General features: G+C 73.7%; 14 protein-coding genes. 3 read left to right on the top strand and 11 right to left on the bottom strand.

The genetic code is table 11. The features are described 5' to 3' along the window. Positions 1-42 precede the first annotated feature (42 nt). The 8 genes from ACFWB8_RS14960 to rsmI all read right to left on the bottom strand — a co-directional run bounded on the left by ACFWB8_RS14960 (position 43) and on the right by rsmI (position 9225). The gene (locus ACFWB8_RS14960) at positions 43-1839 is read right to left on the bottom strand and encodes an ABC-F family ATP-binding cassette domain-containing protein (protein ID WP_385225973.1); all 1797 of its coding nucleotides are present in this window, start codon (positions 1837-1839) and stop codon (positions 43-45) included. A 28-nt stretch (positions 1840-1867) separates the two neighbouring features. Then, positions 1868-3202 (bottom strand): acyltransferase, encoded by a 1335-nt coding sequence (locus ACFWB8_RS14965; RefSeq protein WP_385225975.1) that lies wholly within the window; start codon positions 3200-3202, stop codon positions 1868-1870. A 127-nt stretch (positions 3203-3329) separates the two neighbouring features. Then, positions 3330-4238, bottom strand: a complete 909-nt coding sequence (locus tag ACFWB8_RS14970; RefSeq protein ID WP_385225977.1) for a 4-(cytidine 5'-diphospho)-2-C-methyl-D-erythritol kinase — start codon at positions 4236-4238, stop codon at positions 3330-3332. Continuing rightward, on the bottom strand, positions 4235-5134 hold the full coding sequence (gene rsmA, locus ACFWB8_RS14975; RefSeq protein ID WP_385225979.1) for a 16S rRNA (adenine(1518)-N(6)/adenine(1519)-N(6))-dimethyltransferase RsmA: 900 nt from the start codon (positions 5132-5134) through the stop codon (positions 4235-4237). Before rsmA ends, ACFWB8_RS14970 begins: the two co-directional genes overlap by 4 nt. Further along, a complete protein-coding gene (locus ACFWB8_RS14980; RefSeq protein ID WP_385226082.1) occupies positions 5131-6399 on the bottom strand; it encodes a ubiquitin-like domain-containing protein in 1269 nt (422 codons plus the stop codon). The genes rsmA and ACFWB8_RS14980 overlap by 4 nt, the downstream gene beginning before the upstream one ends. 334 nt (positions 6400-6733) lie before the next feature. After that, positions 6734-7618, bottom strand: a complete 885-nt coding sequence (locus ACFWB8_RS14985; RefSeq protein ID WP_385225981.1) for a TatD family hydrolase — start codon at positions 7616-7618, stop codon at positions 6734-6736. Between the two features lie 10 nt (positions 7619-7628). After that, a complete protein-coding gene (locus tag ACFWB8_RS14990; protein ID WP_385225983.1) occupies positions 7629-8141 on the bottom strand; it encodes a hypothetical protein in 513 nt (170 codons plus the stop codon). Positions 8142-8280: 139 nt separating this feature from the next. Further along, complete coding sequence (rsmI, locus tag ACFWB8_RS14995) at positions 8281-9225, bottom strand: 16S rRNA (cytidine(1402)-2'-O)-methyltransferase (protein ID WP_385225985.1); 945 nt, start codon at positions 9223-9225, stop codon at positions 8281-8283. 96 nt (positions 9226-9321) lie between these two features. On the opposite strand from rsmI, the gene ACFWB8_RS15000 reads away from it, so the two are divergent. From ACFWB8_RS15000 to ACFWB8_RS15010, 3 genes are all read left to right on the top strand, one after another. After that, complete coding sequence (locus tag ACFWB8_RS15000) at positions 9322-11097, top strand: dolichyl-phosphate-mannose--protein mannosyltransferase (protein WP_385225987.1); 1776 nt, start codon at positions 9322-9324, stop codon at positions 11095-11097. A gap of 136 nt (positions 11098-11233) precedes the next feature. Continuing rightward, the gene (locus tag ACFWB8_RS15005) at positions 11234-12880 is read left to right on the top strand and encodes a penicillin-binding transpeptidase domain-containing protein (protein ID WP_385226084.1); all 1647 of its coding nucleotides are present in this window, start codon (positions 11234-11236) and stop codon (positions 12878-12880) included. Positions 12881-12981: 101 nt separating this feature from the next. Next, the gene (locus tag ACFWB8_RS15010) at positions 12982-13455 is read left to right on the top strand and encodes a YbaK/EbsC family protein (protein ID WP_385225989.1); all 474 of its coding nucleotides are present in this window, start codon (positions 12982-12984) and stop codon (positions 13453-13455) included. On the opposite strand, the gene ACFWB8_RS15015 is transcribed toward ACFWB8_RS15010, so the two are convergent. From ACFWB8_RS15015 to cbiQ, 3 genes are all read right to left on the bottom strand, one after another. Then, a complete protein-coding gene (locus ACFWB8_RS15015) occupies positions 13452-14633 on the bottom strand; it encodes a serine hydrolase domain-containing protein (protein ID WP_385225991.1) in 1182 nt (393 codons plus the stop codon). The genes ACFWB8_RS15010 and ACFWB8_RS15015 overlap by 4 nt on opposite strands. 100 nt (positions 14634-14733) lie before the next feature. Further along, positions 14734-15504: an energy-coupling factor ABC transporter ATP-binding protein gene (locus tag ACFWB8_RS15020; RefSeq protein ID WP_385225993.1), complete on the bottom strand. Its 771-nt coding sequence runs from the start codon at positions 15502-15504 to the stop codon at positions 14734-14736. Then, positions 15492-16253 carry a cobalt ECF transporter T component CbiQ gene (gene cbiQ, locus ACFWB8_RS15025; RefSeq protein ID WP_385225995.1) on the bottom strand — a complete coding sequence of 254 codons (762 nt, stop codon included), beginning with the start codon at positions 16251-16253 and terminating at the stop codon, positions 15492-15494. The genes ACFWB8_RS15020 and cbiQ overlap by 13 nt, the downstream gene beginning before the upstream one ends.

Below are 16253 nucleotides of genomic sequence, written 5' to 3' on the forward strand. Positions count from 1 at the left end.
CCGTGACGCCGTCGTTATCCGGCCAGTTGCAAAGGGGGGCGCCTACGCCTCCTCGGCCAGCTCCAGCCAGCGCATTTCCAACTCGTCCCGGCCCGAGATCAGTTCGCGCAGCTCGGCGTCGAGCTTGGCGACCTTGTCGAAGTCGGTGGAATTCTCGGCGATCTGGGCGTGCAGGCCGCTCTCCCGGTCCGCCATCTTGTTGAGCTGCCGCTCGATCTTCTGCAGCTCCTTCTTCGCGGCGCGGGAGTCGCCCGATGCCGTGGACTTTGCCGAGGCCGGGGCGGGCGCCGGGGCGGCCGCCTCGATCATCCGCTGACGTCGCTCCAGGTACTCGTCCAGACCGCGCGGCAGCATCCGCAGGCTCGCGTCCCCGAGCAGCGCCATCACCGTGTCGGTGGTGCGCTCGATGAAGAACCGGTCGTGGGAGATCACGATCATCGAGCCGGGCCAGCCGTCGAGGAGGTCCTCCAGCTGGGTGAGGGTCTCGATGTCGAGGTCGTTGGTGGGCTCGTCGAGGAACAGGACGTTGGGCTCGTCCATCAGCAGCCGCAGGATCTGCAGCCGGCGCCGCTCACCACCGGACAGGTCACCGACCGGCGTCCACTGCTTCTCCTTGGTGAAGCCGAACTGCTCGCACAGCTGGCCCGCCGTCATCTCGCGGCCCTTGCCGAGGTCGACCCGGTCGCGCACGCGCTGAACGGCCTCCAGGACCCGCAGGGAGGGGTCGAGTTCGCCGACCTCCTGGGAGAGGTAGGCGAGCCGGACGGTCTTGCCGACGGTGACGGAGCCGGCCGCGGGCTGGACCTCGCCCTGGGTGCGGGCGGCCTCGGCGAGGGCCCGCAGCAGGGAGGTCTTGCCGGCGCCGTTGACGCCGACCAGGCCCACGCGGTCGCCGGGGCCCAGGTGCCAGGTGAGGTGCTTGAGCAGCGTCTTCGGGCCGGCCTGGACGGTGACGTCCTCCAGGTCGAAGACGGTCTTGCCGAGGCGGGCGTTGGCGAACTTCATCAGCTCGGAGGTGTCGCGCGGCGGCGGCACGTCGGCGATGAGCTCGTTGGCCGCCTCGATGCGGTAGCGCGGCTTGGAGGTGCGCGCGGGGGCGCCGCGGCGCAGCCAGGCCAGCTCCTTGCGCATCAGGTTCTGCCGCTTGGACTCCTCGGTGGCGGCGATCCTGTCGCGCTCGGCGCGGGAGAAGACGTAGTCGCTGTAGCCGCCCTCGTACTCGTGGACGTCACCGCGCTGCACGTCCCACATGCGGGTGCAGACCTGGTCCAGGAACCAGCGGTCGTGCGTGACGCAGACCAGGGCGGAGCGGCGCTCCTGGAGGTGCTTGGCCAGCCAGGAGATGCCCTCGACGTCGAGGTGGTTGGTGGGCTCGTCGAGCACCAGGAGGTCCTGGTCGGCGATGAGCAGCTGGGCGAGCGCGATGCGGCGGCGCTCGCCGCCGGAGAGCGGGCCGATGACGGTGTCGAGGCCCTGCCCGAAGCCGGGCAGGTCCAGGCCGCCGAAGAGGCCCGTCAGCACGTCGCGGATCTTCGCGTTGCCGGCCCACTCGTGGTCCGCCATGTCCCGGATGATCTCGTGGCGGATGGTGGCCGCGGGGTCGAGGGAGTCGTGCTGGGTGAGTACGCCCATGCGCAGGCCGCCGGACTGGGTGACCCGGCCGGTGTCGGGCTCCTCCAGCTTGGCGAGCATGCGGATGAGGGTGGTCTTGCCGTCGCCGTTGCGGCCCACGACACCGATCCGGTCCCCCTCGGACACGCCGAGGGAGATGCCGTCGAGCAGGGTACGGGTTCCGTACACCTTGCTGACTGCCTCGACATTGACCAGATTGACGGCCATCAGACGCGCTCCAGGTAAGGGGGGTGGATCAGCCCCTCAGCCTAACCCTCCGGGGGGCGGCGGACCGTTCCACCAGGAGCCAGCCGCCCAGCGCCATGCCGATCGCGGCGGGCGCGGTGAGCGGGAGCGCGACCAGAGTGGCGCTGTGGCCGTGCAGGAGGCCGCCGAGGCCGGTCATGGACAGGCCCAGAATCCCGAGCAGGCACAGGGTGATCCCGGCGGCGGCCACGGGCCCGGGGCCCGGGCCGGGTGCGGCGCTGCTGCTGCCGGGGGCCTCGAAGCGCCGGAAGGCGGCCACGAGTACGCCGGTCAGCGCGGCCGCGGCCACGATCCGCACCGGCACCTGCGCCCACCAAGCGGCGGAGGCCGGGTCGGGGAGTGCGAAGCCGAGGCCGAGCTGGGCGGCGTACACCGCCAGCATGGCGGTGAGGTGCCACAGGAAGGCGGTCATGGCGATCCCGTTGGCGGCGACGACCGCGCGCCAGGCGCGGGGCCGGGCCAGCAGCCGGCCGGCGGGGCGCCGCAGCAGCTCCACCGCCCCGACGAGCCACGTCCCGTGGCACAGCAGGGCGAGGGTGGGCGGGGCCATGTTGGACACCTTCTCGCCGGGCATCCCCACCATGGAGAGCGGGTACGGCCCGTACGCGACCAGGGCGACGGCGCCCAGCAGTCCGGCGGCGGCCAGAGCGGCGGGGCGCCGCGGGCGGCGCAGGCGGCCGTCGGCGCGCAGGAAGCCGAGCTGGTGGACGGCGAGCCAGACGAAGCCGAAGTTCAGGAAGTCGACGTACGGCACACCGAGCGCGAAGCGCAGTACGTCCACGAGCGCCGCGGCGCCCGCGAGCGCCCCGAAGGCGCCCCAGCCCCACCGCTCGTGCAGCCTCAGCAGGGGCGGGGTGAAGGCGACCATGGCGAGGTAGATCCCGATGAACCACAGCGGCTGCGTCACCAGCCGCAGCGCGGCCCCGGACAGCCGCCCGTCACCGCCGCCGGCGAGCTGCACGGCGAGTGCGAAGGCGGTCCAGACGAGGACGAAGACGAGGGTGGGCCGCAGCAGCCGCCGCAGCCTGGCCCGCAGGAAGGCGGCGTAGACGGGCCCGTCGGCCTTGCGGCGCACGGACCGGTAGGACAGGGCGTGGGAGAACCCGCCGACGAAGAAGAACACGGGCATGACCTGCAGCCCCCAGGTGAGCACCTGCAGCGCCGGCAGCACCGCGAGCAGGTTCCCGATCCCGTCCCCGCTGACGGCGGCCATCAGCCAGTGCCCGCAGATGACGGTACCGAGCGAGGCGACGCGCAACAGGTCGACGTACCGGTCCCGCGCGGGGGGCGTCGCGGCGGCGAGTTCGGAGGCGGTGTGTCCCATACCCGTACGCTCGCGCCCGCGCCGCTCCCCCCACCAGGGTGCGGGTACTCAACTCCCGTCTGAGTACGCCACCCTCCGGGGGGAACGCTCGACGAGACAGTCGCCGAGACCCGCTGTGGTCGTGACCTCAGGACGGCAGGACCGTCGCGCCCGGGGCCGGGGAGGACGCCACACGCGCGGCCCGGCAGGTGCCCGAGGCGAGCAGGGCCGCGGCGACCTTCTCGGCGGATTCCGGGTCCCGGCACAGGAAGGCCGTCGTGGGCCCCGACCCCGAGACCAGCGCGGCCAGCGCACCGGCTTCGGTGCCCGCCGCCAGGGTGTCGGCCAGTCGCGGCCGCAGCGAGAGCGCGGCGGGCTGGAGGTCGTTGGCCAGGGTCGCCGCCAGCGCGTCCGGGTCACCCGAGGCGAGGGCCGCCAACAGGGCCGGCGAGGCCTGCGGGACCGGGATCCCGCGCCCCCCGGCCAGCCGGTCGAACTCCCGGAACACCGCCGGGGTGGACAGCCCGCCGTCGGCCACGGCGAACACCCAGTGGAACGCCCCCGCCTCCAGCGGGCTCAGCACCTCGCCCCGCCCGGTGCCCAGCGCCGCGCCGCCCACCAGGCTGAAGGGGACGTCGCTGCCCAGCTCGGCGCAGATGTCCAGCAGTTCCTCGCGCGGGGTGCCCAGCCCCCACAGCGCGTCGCAGGCCAGCAGGGCCGCCGCGCCGTCGGCGCTGCCGCCCGCCATGCCTCCGGCGACCGGGATGTTCTTGGCGATGTGGAGGTGCACGGCGGGGTCGATCCCGCCCCGGGCCGCGAGGATCTCGGCGGCCCGCGCCGCCAGGTTCGTACGGTCCAGCGGCACCTGGTCGGCGTCCGGGCCGGCGCAGGTGACCGTCAGCCCGTCGGCGGGGGTCACGGTGACCTCGTCGTACAGGGAGACCGCGAGGAACACGTTGGCCAGGTCGTGGAATCCGTCGGGCCGCGCCGCACCGACCGCCAGCTGCACGTTGACCTTCGCCGGAACCCGTACGGTCACCCGCGCCGCCGCGCTCACAGCGCGGGCCTGTCCGCCGCCGGCTTGTGCTCGGCGATCGCGGCGAACTGCTCCACCGTCAGCGACTCCCCGCGCGCCTGCGGCGAGATGCCGGCGGCGACCAGGGCCGCCTCCGCGCCCGCAGCCGACCCGGCCCAGCCGGCCAGTGCGGCGCGCAGCGTCTTGCGGCGCTGCGCGAAGGCCGCGTCGACCACCGCGAAGACCTGCGCCTTGGTGGCGGTGGTCTTGATCGGCTCGGTGCGCCGCACGAGCGAGACGAGACCGGAGTCGACGTTCGGCGCGGGCCAGAAGACCTTGCGGCCGATGGACCCGGCGCGCTTGACGTGCGCGTACCAGTTGGCCTTGACGGAGGGCACCCCGTACACCTTGTTGCCCGGCTCGGCGGCGAGCCGGTCGGCGACCTCCGCCTGCACCATGACCAGGGTCCGCTCGATGCTCGGGAACCGGTCGAGCATGGTCAGCAGCACCGGGACGGCCACGTTGTACGGCAGGTTCGCGACGAGCGCGGTCGGCGCCGGGCCGGGCAGTTCCTCCACGAGCATCGCGTCGGAGTGGACCAGCGCGAAACGGTCCTTCTTCTGCGGCATCCGCGCCTCGATGGTCGCGGGCAGCGCCGCGGCCAGGATGTCGTCGATCTCGACGGCGACGACCCGGTCCGCGGCCTCCAGCAGCGCGAGCGTCAGCGAGCCCAGCCCCGGTCCGACCTCGACGACCACGTCGTCCGGCCGCACCTCGGCGGTGCGCACGATCCGGCGCACCGTGTTGGCGTCGATGACGAAGTTCTGCCCCTTCTGCTTCGTCGGGCGTACGCCGAGGGCGTCGGCCAGCTCTCGGATGTCGGCCGCGCCGAGAAGGGCGTCGGAAGTCTTTTCGGGCTGCTGCTCTGCGGTGCTCACCGGTAAAGCCTACGGCCGCAGTGGGGCCAGGGGCTCGCCCCCCGCTGCACGTAGAGCTTCTTCGCCCGGTACGTCTGTTCCGGGCCCGGGGCGTCCTGGGGGCGGCCGTTGCCGCCGAGGGCATGCCAGGTGTGGACGTCGAACTGGTAGAGGCCGCCGTACGTCCCTGACGGGTCGGTCGCGGCGGGGCGGCCGCCGGACTCGCACTGGGCCAGGGCGCCCCAGTCGAGGCCGTCCGCTCCGGCGACGGAGGCGGGCAGTGGCGTCGTGCCGACCTTGACGAGCTGCGTGACGGGCTCGCGGAACGTCTCCTCGGCGATCCGGCGGGGTTTTTGGCGGACGCCGTTGACGGTGCGCAGGCTGTACGTGACCCGGCGCGCCCCGGGCCGGCCGGCGCGCTCGACGACCTCGGTGCCGGCGAAGAGGGCGGCGTCCTTGACCCTCTCGGTCTCGTACGGGATGCGTTCCTCGCGGACTTCGCGGGTGCCGGTGATGCGGAGCACGGTGACGGTCTGGCCGTCGCGCGGGAAGGCGCCGGGCGGCACCGAGGTGGTGTCCTGGCCGTGCAGGGTGATGCCCGCCTGGCCGAGGGCCTCCTGGACGGTGGCGGCGTTGGTGCGCAGGGTGGTCTCGCGGCCGTCGGCCATGAAGGTGACGCTGCGTTCGGTGCGCACCGCGAGGGTCAGGCCGGCGCGCGGTACGGGGGCGGTGCGCGGGGCGGAGAGGTAGGCGCCTTCGGCGCGGATGCCGAACTGGCGCAGGGCTCCGTCCACGGTGCCGGCCGTGGTCCACACCTGGCGCTGCTGTCCGTCGAGGGTGAGCCGCAGGGGGCGGCCGTAGCGCACGACGACCTGGTCCCCGTCATCCAGGGCGTCTCCCGGGGCCGGGGCGACGAGGTCGTGGGGGCCGACGCCGAGGCCTTCGGCGGCGAGCAGTTCGTCGACGTCGTCGGCGAAGGTGTGCAGGGTCTGCGGAACCCCGTCCACGGTGAGCCGCACCGTCTTGTCAGCGGCGACGAAGGCCGTGGTGCCGCCCGCCAGGAACGCGACGACCAGGGCCTGGGGCACGATCCGCCGCCAGGTCCCGGTGGTGGTGGGCGCGAGGAGGGCGCCGGAGCGTCGGGCTCCCAGCCCGGCGGGCGCAGCCCGACGCCGCCCGGTGCCGCGCCCCGGAGCCGGCAGGACCGGCTGGGGCAGGACCGGGGCGGGCCGGACCGGGGCGGGCCGGAAGGGCTCCGGCGGGAAGGGCTCCGGCAGGACGGGCAGGCCCGTCTCGGCGCGTCGGCGGCGGCCGGTGGGCGGCTGCTCCTGCGGCTCGGGCGCCCCGCGGCCCCGGGCCCGTCGCCCCGAGCCGCCCCGCGGCGAGGGCACGCCGGGCCCGGGCTCCCGGTGGTCCGGACGGGGCTCAGGGCCGGGGCCCGGGAACGGGGCCGGCCAGGACACCGGGCCGGCCCCGCCCCCGTGCACCTCCGTGAAAGGGCTATCGCTCACGACGCTCGCTCCACTGGTCCGTACCCGCTGCTTCGGGCACGGCACCCTAGCGGAGCGACCGTCACTCACCAAAGTCGTGCGGCTACCCAGCGTGGCGAACGGGTGTGCGTCAGTACCCGAAGGCGCGCGCCGTGTTCGCGGCCAGCGCCGTCGCCAGGGCGTCCTCGTCGAGGCCGCGGACCGCTGCCATCGCCCGTACCGTCAGCGGAATGAGGTAGGGCGCGTTGGGCCGTCCGCGGTACGGCGCCGGGGTCAGGTACGGTGCGTCCGTCTCGACCAGCACCAGCTCCAGGGGGGCCACCGCCAGGGCCTCGCGCAGCGGCGCGGCGTTCTTGAAGGTGACGGTCCCGGCGAAGGACATGTAGTACCCGGCGGCGGCGCACTCACGGGCCATCTCCGCGTCCCCGGAGTAGCAGTGGAACACCGTGCGCTCCGGCGCGCCCTCCTCGCGCAGGACGCGCAGCACGTCGGCGTGGGCCTCGCGGTCGTGGATGACGAGTGCCTTGCCCTGCCGCTTGGCGATCTCGATGTGGGCCCGGAAGGAACGCTCCTGCGCGGCCATGCCCTCGGGGCCGGTGCGGAAGAAGTCCAGTCCGGTCTCGCCGACCGCCTTCACGTGCGGGAGCGCGGCGAGCGCCTCGATCTCGGCCAGCGCGTCGTCGAGCGCGCCCTCGCCGCCGCCGGCCCGCGCGCCCTGCCGCGACCATCCGTCGGGGTCGCCGTGCACGATGCGGGGGGCTTCGTTCGGGTGAAGGGCCACGGCCGCGTGGACGTTCTCGTACGCGGCGGCCGTCTCGGCGGCCCAGCGCGAGCCCTTCACGTCGCAGCCGACCTGGACCACGGTGGTCACGCCGACGGAGGCGGCCTTGGCCAGGCCCTCCTCGACGGTGCCGGACTGCATGTCCAGGTGGGTGTGGGAATCCGCCACCGCCACCCGGAGGGGTTCGGGCAGCGGCGGCGGGGCGTCCTTCGAAGCGGTGCTCGTGGTGCTCATACGGCCGATCTTATGACCGGCGCAGCAGCCCCATCAGGCGGGCGAACAGGCCCCGTCGCCGGTCGGCCTCGTCGAGGGAGACGGGTCCCGGCGCGTCGTGCAGGTGAGTCGCCTTGCGCGGCTTCGGGGGCTTCGGGGCCCGGGGGACGTTCTCGCCCGCGGGCACCGGTCCGGCGATCCCGGGGGCGATGCGGTGGTGGTAGAGGTGGTCGATCATGCCGAGGACGGAGGAGACCTGGCCGGCCCGCATGATGCGCACGACGTGGCCGCCGCAGTTGTGGCAGGTCGGGTTCGACAGCGGAGAGGGCACCCGCTCCCCGTTGACCGTGTACATGATGAACGGCTGACCCTGGCCGTCGACGTGGTGTTCGATCTCGTACGCCTGCTCCCAGCCGTACCCGCACTTCATGCAGGCGAACGAGTAGGCCTCGTGCACGGTCTGCACGGCAGGTGTGGAGACGGCGGGTACGGCGACAGGTACGGCGACGGGTACGGGTACCGGGGTGTCAGCGATCTCACTCATGCCAGCTCCTCTTGTTCCACTGGTGCCATTGCCAGTGGACGCCTCTTCGGGCGGGAGCGCATCAGGCCATGTCCAGTATTGGACGGTCTTTGGGCGACTCATGCCCAAAGCGCCCGGCGCGCGGTCTGAGCTTTGCTTTTCAGGTTAGCTCTTTACCGACTTGCGGCACCTTTTGTGCCGCATTCTTTGCCGCCACCACCGCGTCGAAGACCTCGCGCTTGGGTACCCCCGCCTCCGCCGCGACCGCGGCGATCGCTTCCTTGCGGCGCTCCCCCGCCTCCTCGCGCACCTTCACCCTGCGCACCAGCTCCTCGGCGTCCACGTCGCCCGGCGCCGCGGCCGGGGCGCCCTCGACCACGACGGTGATCTCGCCGCGCACGCCCTCCGCCGCCCAGGCGGCCAGCTCGCCGAGTCCGCCGCGCTTGATCTCCTCGTACGTCTTGGTCAGCTCACGGCACACGGCGGCCCGGCGGCCCGCGCCGAACACCTCGGCCATCGCGGCCAGGGTGTCGTCGAGCCGGTGCGGGGCCTCGAAGTAGACGAGCGTGCGCCGCTCGCCCTCCACCTCGCGCAGCCGGCCCAGGCGCTCGCCCGCCTTGCGCGGCAGGAACCCCTCGAAGCAGAACCGGTCCACCGGCAGCCCGGACAGTGCGAGCGCGGTGAGGACGGCGGAGGGCCCGGGCACGGCCGTGACCTTGATGTCCTTCTCCACGGCGGCGGCGACCAGCCGGTAGCCGGGGTCGGAGACGGACGGCATGCCGGCGTCGGTCACCAGCAGCACCCGCTTGCCCGCCTCCAGCGCCTCGACCAGCTCCGGGGTGCGCGCGGACTCGTTGCCCTCGAAGTACGACACGACGCGCCCGGTGGTGTGCACGCCCAGGCCCTGGGTGAGGCGGCGCAGCCGTCGGGTGTCCTCGGCGGCGACCACGTCGGCCCGCTCCAGCTCGGCCGCCAGCCGGGGCGGGGCGTCGGCGAGGTCGCCGATCGGCGTCCCGGCGAGGACGAGGACGCCGGGGGCGCCGGGGGCGCCCGGGGCGCCGTGGGAGGGGGAGGTGTCGGTGGCGCGGGGCTGGTCAGTGGTCACCGCCCCATCCTCTCAGCCGCCCCGCCGCCCCGCCGCGACGCTCCTTGATCCCCCGGGCACTGGGGTACGCACAGCCGCGTTCCCTACGATGACCCGGTGACCAGTACCGCGACGCCGCCGCCCAGCCCCGCGGGGGCCCCGCCCGCCTCCGAGGCGGGGCGCGACTCCGACGCCCAGCCGTCCGTCTGGCTGCGCCGCCTGCGCGGCTTCGGCTACGCGCCGCCCGCGGGGGCCGCCCGCCGCGCGGACGTCCGTACCCGGCTGGTGCCCCCGTACGCGCGGCCCTCGGGGCAGCTGTGGACGGCCCTGGGCGTCCCGGCCGCGGAGAGGGCCACCTGGCAGCGGGTGCTGGCGTGGGCGGGTCCGCTGCTGGTGGCGCTGGTCGCCGGGGTGCTGCGGTTCGTGCACCTGGGCAGCCCGAAGGCGGTGATATTCGACGAGACGTACTACGCCAAGGACGCCTGGGCCACGATCCGGCAGGGCTACGAGGCGAGCTGGCCCAAGGACATCGACAAGTCGATCCTCGCCAACCCCGACGGGATCCCGCTGCCCCTGGATCCGGGCTACGTCGTGCACCCGCCCGTCGGCAAATGGGTGATCGGGCTCGGCGAATGGATGTTCGGCTTCGACCCGTTCGGCTGGCGGTTCATGACCGCCCTGCTCGGCACCCTGTCCGTGCTGATGCTGTGCCGCATCGGGCGGCGCCTGTTCCGCTCGACCTTCCTCGGCTGTCTGGCGGGCGCGCTGATGGCGGTGGACGGCCTGCACCTGGTGATGAGCCGGACCGCCCTGCTCGACCTGGTCCTGATGTTCTTCATCCTGGCCGCCTTCGGGGCGCTGGTCATCGACCGGGACAAGGCGCGGGCCAGGCTCGCGGCGGCGCTCCCGGTGGACGAGGAGGGCCGCACCCGGCCGGACCTGCGGATCGCCGAGACGCTGGGCCTGGGCTGGCGCCCGTACCGGATCCTCGCCGGCGTCTGCCTGGGCCTGGCCTTCGGCACGAAGTGGAACGGCCTGGTCGTGCTGGCCTTCTTCGGCGTCCTGACCGTGCTGTGGGACGCCGCGGCCCGCCGCACCGCGGGCGCGGGCGCCCCGTACGCGGCGATGCTGCGCCGCGACGCGCTGCCCGGCTTCCTGTCGACCGTGCCGGTGGCGGTCGCCGTGTACCTGATGTCGTGGCTGGGCTGGATCCTGAGCCCGGACAACGGCAAGGGCGGCTACTTCCGCGACTGGGCGGCCAAGAACGACCAGGGCAGCTCGCTGTCCTTCCTGCCGGAGTGGCTGCGCAGCCTGTGGCACTACGAGACCGAGGTCTACAAGTTCCACGTCGGCCTGACCTCGGGGCACACGTACGAGTCCAACCCCTGGAGCTGGCTGGTCCTCGGCCGGCCCGTCTCCTACTTCTACGAGTCCCCCGCGCCCGGCACCGACGGCTGCCCGGCGACGGAGTCGGCCAAGTGCGCCCGCGAGGTGCTGGCCCTGGGCACGCCGCTGCTGTGGTGGGCGGGCTGCTTCGCGCTGCTGTACGTGCTGTGGCGCTGGCTGCTGCGCCGCGACTGGCGGGCGGGCGCGATCGCGTGCGCGCTGGCCGCGGGCCTGCTGCCCTGGTTCAACTACCAGGAGCGGACCATCTTCTACTTCTACGCGGTGGTCTTCGTCCCGTACCTGTGCCTGGCGGTGGCGATGATGATCGGCGCCCTGCTGGGCCCGGCGGGCTCCTCGGAACGCCGGCGCGCGCTGGGGGCGGTCGGGGCGGGGGTCCTGGTGCTCCTGATCGTGTGGAACTTCATCTACTTCTGGCCCATCTACACCGGACAGACCCTCCCCATGGACTCCTGGCGGGGCCGGATGTGGCTGGACACCTGGGTCTGAAGGGGGGCCTGACGGCAGCTCCGGCGGCATGTGACGGTCCGGTAACAACCGCACGTGCGTTCGCTCGCTCACGTAGAGTCCGCATCAAGGGTTCTTGAACACGTTCAGGAGCCATCAATGGGGGACGGGGATGTACGTGAACGGGGCGACGAAGGGTGCCATCGTCGGTGGCACATTGCTCGCGATGCTCGGCGGGGCCGGGTACGGGGTGTACACGCTGGTCGGGGACTCCGGCGACCAGGGGGACGGCAAGAAGAGCAGCGCGGTCGGCGCGGCGGCGCACACACCGGAGAAGGGCAGCGGGCCCGTCAGCGAGAAGGAGATCGCCGAGACCGCCAAGGCGTTCCTCGCCGCGTGGGCGGCCGGGGACGCGCCGGCAGCCGCCGCCCTGACGAACAACGCGCAGGACGCCCGGTCGGCCGTCGCCGACTACAAGGCCAAGGCCTACGTGGCCAAGGCCGCGATCACTGCGGGCACGCCGGCCGGCACCACGGTGCCGTTCACCGTCGCCGCCGAGATCACGTACGAGGGCGTGACCAAGCCCCTCGCGTACGAGTCCAAGCTGACGGTGGTGCGCGGGATCACGAGCGGCCTGCCGCTGGTGGACTGGCAGCCGGAGATCATCCACCCGCAGCTCCAGAGGGGCGACAAACTGCGCGCGGGCACCCCGGCGAGCCCGCCGGTCAAAGCCGTCGACCGCAACGGCAAGGAGCTGACGGCCGAGCAGTACCCGTCCCTGCGCCCGGTGCTGGACGCCCTGCGCAAGACGTACGGGGAGAAGGCGGGCGGCGCCGCCGGCGCCGAGGTGTGGATCGAGCCGGCCGCGCAGGACGCCCCCAAGCGGAGCCTGCTGACGCTGGTGGAGGGCAAGCCGGGGCAGATCGAGACCGTGCTGGACGCCGATGTGCAGGCGGCCGCGGAGAAGGCGGTGGGACGGTTCGCCGAGGCCTCGGTGGTCGCCGTCAAGCCGAGCACCGGGGACATCCTGGCCATCGCCAACCACCGCAGGGACGGCTACAACGCGGCCGTGCTCGGCGGGCGCGCCCCCGGGTCCACGATGAAGATCGCGACGGCGGCGATGCTGCTCGACCGGGGGCTGGTGGCGGCCGACAAGGTGGCCGAGTGTCCGGCGACGGTGCCGTGGGACGGCCGCACCTTCAAGAACCTGAACGGCCTCAAGCTCGACAACGAGCCCTTCGCGACGAGTTTCGCCCAGTCGTGCAACACCGCTTTCATCAAGCAGATCAAGCTGGTGGGCGACAACGCGGCGCTGCCGAAGGAGGCGCGCGAGGTCTTCGGCATCGGCGAGCAGTGGAAGATCGGCATCCCCAGCTTCCCCGGGGAGGTCCCGGACGCGTCGGGTGCCGCGGCGGCGGCGGAGTACATCGGCCAGGGCCAGATCCGGATGAACCCGCTGAACATCGCGTCCATCACGGCGACCGCGCGGACGGGGGTGTTCCGCCAGCCGGTGCTCGTCAAGGCCTCGCTGGACGGCCGCGACCTCGTGCGGGCCAAGCGGCCGATGAAGCCGGGGGTGGCGGCGCAGCTCGTACGGATGATGAAGCTGACGGCCACCAGCGGTACGGGGCGCGGCGCGATGGCCGCGGTCGGCGGCTCGGACAAGGGCGCGAAGACCGGCTCGGCGGAGGTCGACGGCGCGGGCAGCCCGGACAGCTGGTTCACGGGCTTCAGCGGTGACGTGGCGGCGGCGGCGATGGTCGAGGCCGGCGGCCACGGCGCGGACGCGGCGGGCCCGATCGTGGCCCAGGTCCTGAACTCCTGACCCGCTCCCCGGGGCTCCGTTGGTCTGCGGAGCCCCGGCAGCGGCGCCGCACGCGCACAATCCAGCCGCGCCCGGGGCGGGGGCGGCGGTAGCGTCGGCGCATGACGACTCCGCACCCCCGCTTCGCCGAAGCCCTCGCCGAGCTCGGCCTCGGCGACCTGGACGTCCGTACCTTCCCCGACGGCACCCGCACCGCCGCCGACGCCGCCGCGGCGATCGGCTGCGAGCTCAGCCAGATCGCCAAGTCGCTGGTCTTCGCCGCGGACGGCGTCCCCGTGCTGGTCCTGATGGACGGGGCCTCCCGCGTGGACGTGGACGCGGTGCGCCGGGAGCTCGGCGCGGGGAAGGTGACCCGCGCCGACGCCGCGCTGGTGCGCGAGACCACCGGGTACGCCATCGGCGGCGTGCCGCCCTTCGGCCACCGCACCCGCACCCGCGTCCTCGCGGACCGTTCCCTGCTCGCGCACGAGGTGGTCTGGGCGGCCGCCGGCACCCCGGACTCGGTGTTCCCGATGCCCCCGCGGGACCTCATCGGGCATGCGGGGGCCGTACTGGCCGACGTACGGGAACGCTAGGACCCGCAGGACCCGGAGGGCTGGAGGGCCGACCGCAGGGCCCGGACCAGGGTCTGGGCCCGCGGGTCGGCGGTGACCGACCGGGCGTGGGCGTTGGTGACGTAACCGAAGCCGATGCCCGCCTCCGGGTCAGCGAAGGCCAGCGAGCCGCCGCGGCCCGGGTGCCCGAAGGAGGCCGGGGACAGCAGCGGCGAGGCGGGCCCGTGCAGCATGTAGCCCGGGCCGAAGCGGGTGGCGACCACCAGCACCCGGTCCGGGCCGGCCGAGAACTCCCGCCCGGCCAGCGCCGTCGTGGCCGGGGTGAAGATCCGGGCGCCGTCCTCGACCACGCCGATGGTGGCGGCGTAGAAGCGGGCCAGGGCGCGCGCCGTGCCGATGCCGGCCGAGCCGGGCAGTTCGGCGGCCTGGTAGACGGGGTCGTTCTCGTCCGGCAGGGGGTCGATGGCCGCGAAGGCGCGGCGGGTGAGGGAGTCCGGGTCGGCGTAGGCCTCCGAAACGTTTCTCTTCGGCCGGGTCCGCAGCAGCCCCGCACTCGGCGGCGGCTCCACCGGCGCCACCCGGCCCACCCGGTGCGCCTCGGCCTCCGGCAGGCCGATCCAGAAGTCGAGCCCGAGCGGCTCGGCGATCTCCTCCGCCAGGATCCCGCCGACGGTCCGGCCGGTCGCCCGCAGCACCAGTTCCGACAGCAGCCAGCTGAAGGTCTGCGCGTGGTAGCCGTGCCCGGTGCCGGGCTCCCAGAAGGCCTGCTGCGCGGCGACCGCGCGCGGTCCGGACACCCCGTCCGCCGCCTGCGCCATGGTCAGGCCGCGGTCCAGCGCGGGCACCCCGGCCTGGTGCGCGAGCAGGTGGCGGACCAGGGTCTTGTCCTTGCCGCCCGCCTTGAACTCCGGCCAGTACGAACTCACCGGCGCGTCCAGGTCCAGCAGCCCGCGCTGGTGCAGCAGCAGCGGCACGGCGGCGGCAACGCCCTTGGTCGCGGAGCGGACGATCTGCGCGGTGTCCCCGGTCCAGGGCTCCGTGCCGTTCGCGTCCTTGGTGCCGCCCCACAGGTCCACGACCTTGCGGCCGTCCCGGTACACGGACACGGCCGCGCCCCGGTCCCCGAGCACCTCGAAATTGCGTACGAACGCGTCCCTGACGGGCTCGAAGCCCTCCGCCACCACACCCTGGATGTCCACGAGCGTTCCAACGCGCCGGGGCCTGCGCTTATGCCGTCGCCGTCCGAGCCGGCGCCGTCCGAGCCGCCTTCCGAGCCGGCGCCTTCCGAGCCGTCGGCCCCTACGCCACCGACACCGAGCGCGGATCGAAGCCGAAGGGGAGTTCCAGGCGGTGGGCCCGCATCAGCTCCTCGTCGCACAGCAGGTCCTGCGTGCGGCCGTCCGCCGCGATGACCCCCTCGCTGAGGATCACCGCGCGCGGGCACAGTTCCAGCGCGTACGGCAGGTCGTGCGTGACCATCAGCACCGTCACGTCCAGCGAGCGCAGGATGTCGGCCAGCTCCCGCCGCGAAGCCGGGTCCAGGTTGGACGAGGGCTCGTCCAGGACCAGGATCTCCGGCCGCATGGCCAGTACGGTCGCCACCGCGACCCGGCGGCGCTGCCCGAAGGACAGGTGGTGCGGCGGCCGGCCGGCGAAATCCGCCATCCCGACCTGCTCCAGGGCCTCCCGTACGCGGGTCTCCAGCTCGGCGCCGCGCATCCCGGCGGCGGCCGGCCCGAAGGCCACGTCCTCGCGGACGGTGGGCATGAACAGCTGGTCGTCGGGGTCCTGGAAGACGATCCCGACCCGGCGCCGGATCTCGGCGAGGTGCCGCTTGCCCACCGGCAGCCCGGCCACGGTCACCGAGCCGACCCCGCCGCCCAGGATGCCGTTGAGGTGCAGCACCAGGGTGGTCTTGCCCGCGCCGTTGGGCCCGAGCAGGGCGACCCGCTCGCCCCGGCCCACGGTCAGGTCGACCCCGAAGAGGGCCTGGTGTCCGTCCGGGTAGGCGTAGGCGAGGCCGGACACGTCCAGCGAAGGCGAGGTGGAGGAGGGGTTCACAGCGTCCATCCCATCAGACAGACGGCGAGGGCCGTCACCGGGAGTACGGCCGCGTACGCCCACTGGGCGCGCGTGGCCGCGACTTCGTCGATCACCGGCATGGAGCCGGTGTAACCGCGGCTGACCATTGCGAGGTGGACCCGCTCGCCGCGCTCGTAGGAGCGGATGAACAGCGCGCCGGCCGTCTTGGCGAGCACCCCCCAGTGCCGGATCCCGCGCGCCTCGAAGCCGCGCGAGCGGCGGGCGATCGACATCCGGCGCAGCTCGTCGGTGATCACGTCCCCGTACCGGATCATGAAGGAGGCGATCTGCACGAGCAGCGGCGGCAGCTTCAGCCGCTGCAGGCCCAGCAGCAGCGCCCGCAGCTCGGTCGTCGAGGCGAGCAGTACGGACGCGGCGACGCCCAGCGTGCCCTTGGCCAGCACGTTCCAGGCGCCCCACAGGCCGGAGACGCTGAGCGAGAGCCCGAGGAAGTCGACCCGCTCGCCCTCGGCCACGAAGGGCATCAGCACGGCGAAGGCGACGAAGGGCACCTCGATGAGCAGCCGGCGCAGCAGGAAGCCGGCCGGGATCCGGGCCGCGGCCGTGACCGCCGCGAGGAGGACGGCGTACAGGCCGAAGGCCCACACCGCCTCGCGCGGTGTGGACACGACGACCAGGACGAAGGCGAAGGTCGCGGCGAGCTTGCAGTGCGGCGGCAGACCGTGGATCGGTGAGTGCCCGTGCCGGTAGAGCTTGTGGGCGTGGCCCGCGCCCAC

It is taken from the genome of Streptomyces sp. NPDC060031, from assembly GCF_042736805.1.
Classification (GTDB): Bacteria; Actinomycetota; Actinomycetes; order Streptomycetales; family Streptomycetaceae; genus Streptomyces.

Bases quoted from the DNA above. Each gene is read 5' to 3' on its own strand.
- ACFWB8_RS14960 (WP_385225973.1), bottom strand. From the start codon at position 1,839: ATGGCCGTCAATCTGGTCAATGTCGAGGCAGTCAGCAAGGTGTACGGA.
- ACFWB8_RS14965 (WP_385225975.1), bottom strand. From the start codon at position 3,202: ATGGGACACACCGCCTCCGAACTCGCCGCCGCGACGCCCCCCGCGCGG.
- ACFWB8_RS14985 (WP_385225981.1), bottom strand. From the start codon at position 7,618: ATGAGCACCACGAGCACCGCTTCGAAGGACGCCCCGCCGCCGCTGCCC.
- ACFWB8_RS14990 (WP_385225983.1), bottom strand. From the start codon at position 8,141: ATGAGTGAGATCGCTGACACCCCGGTACCCGTACCCGTCGCCGTACCT.
- ACFWB8_RS15010 (WP_385225989.1), top strand. From the start codon at position 12,982: ATGACGACTCCGCACCCCCGCTTCGCCGAAGCCCTCGCCGAGCTCGGC.
- ACFWB8_RS15020 (WP_385225993.1), bottom strand. From the start codon at position 15,504: ATGGACGCTGTGAACCCCTCCTCCACCTCGCCTTCGCTGGACGTGTCC.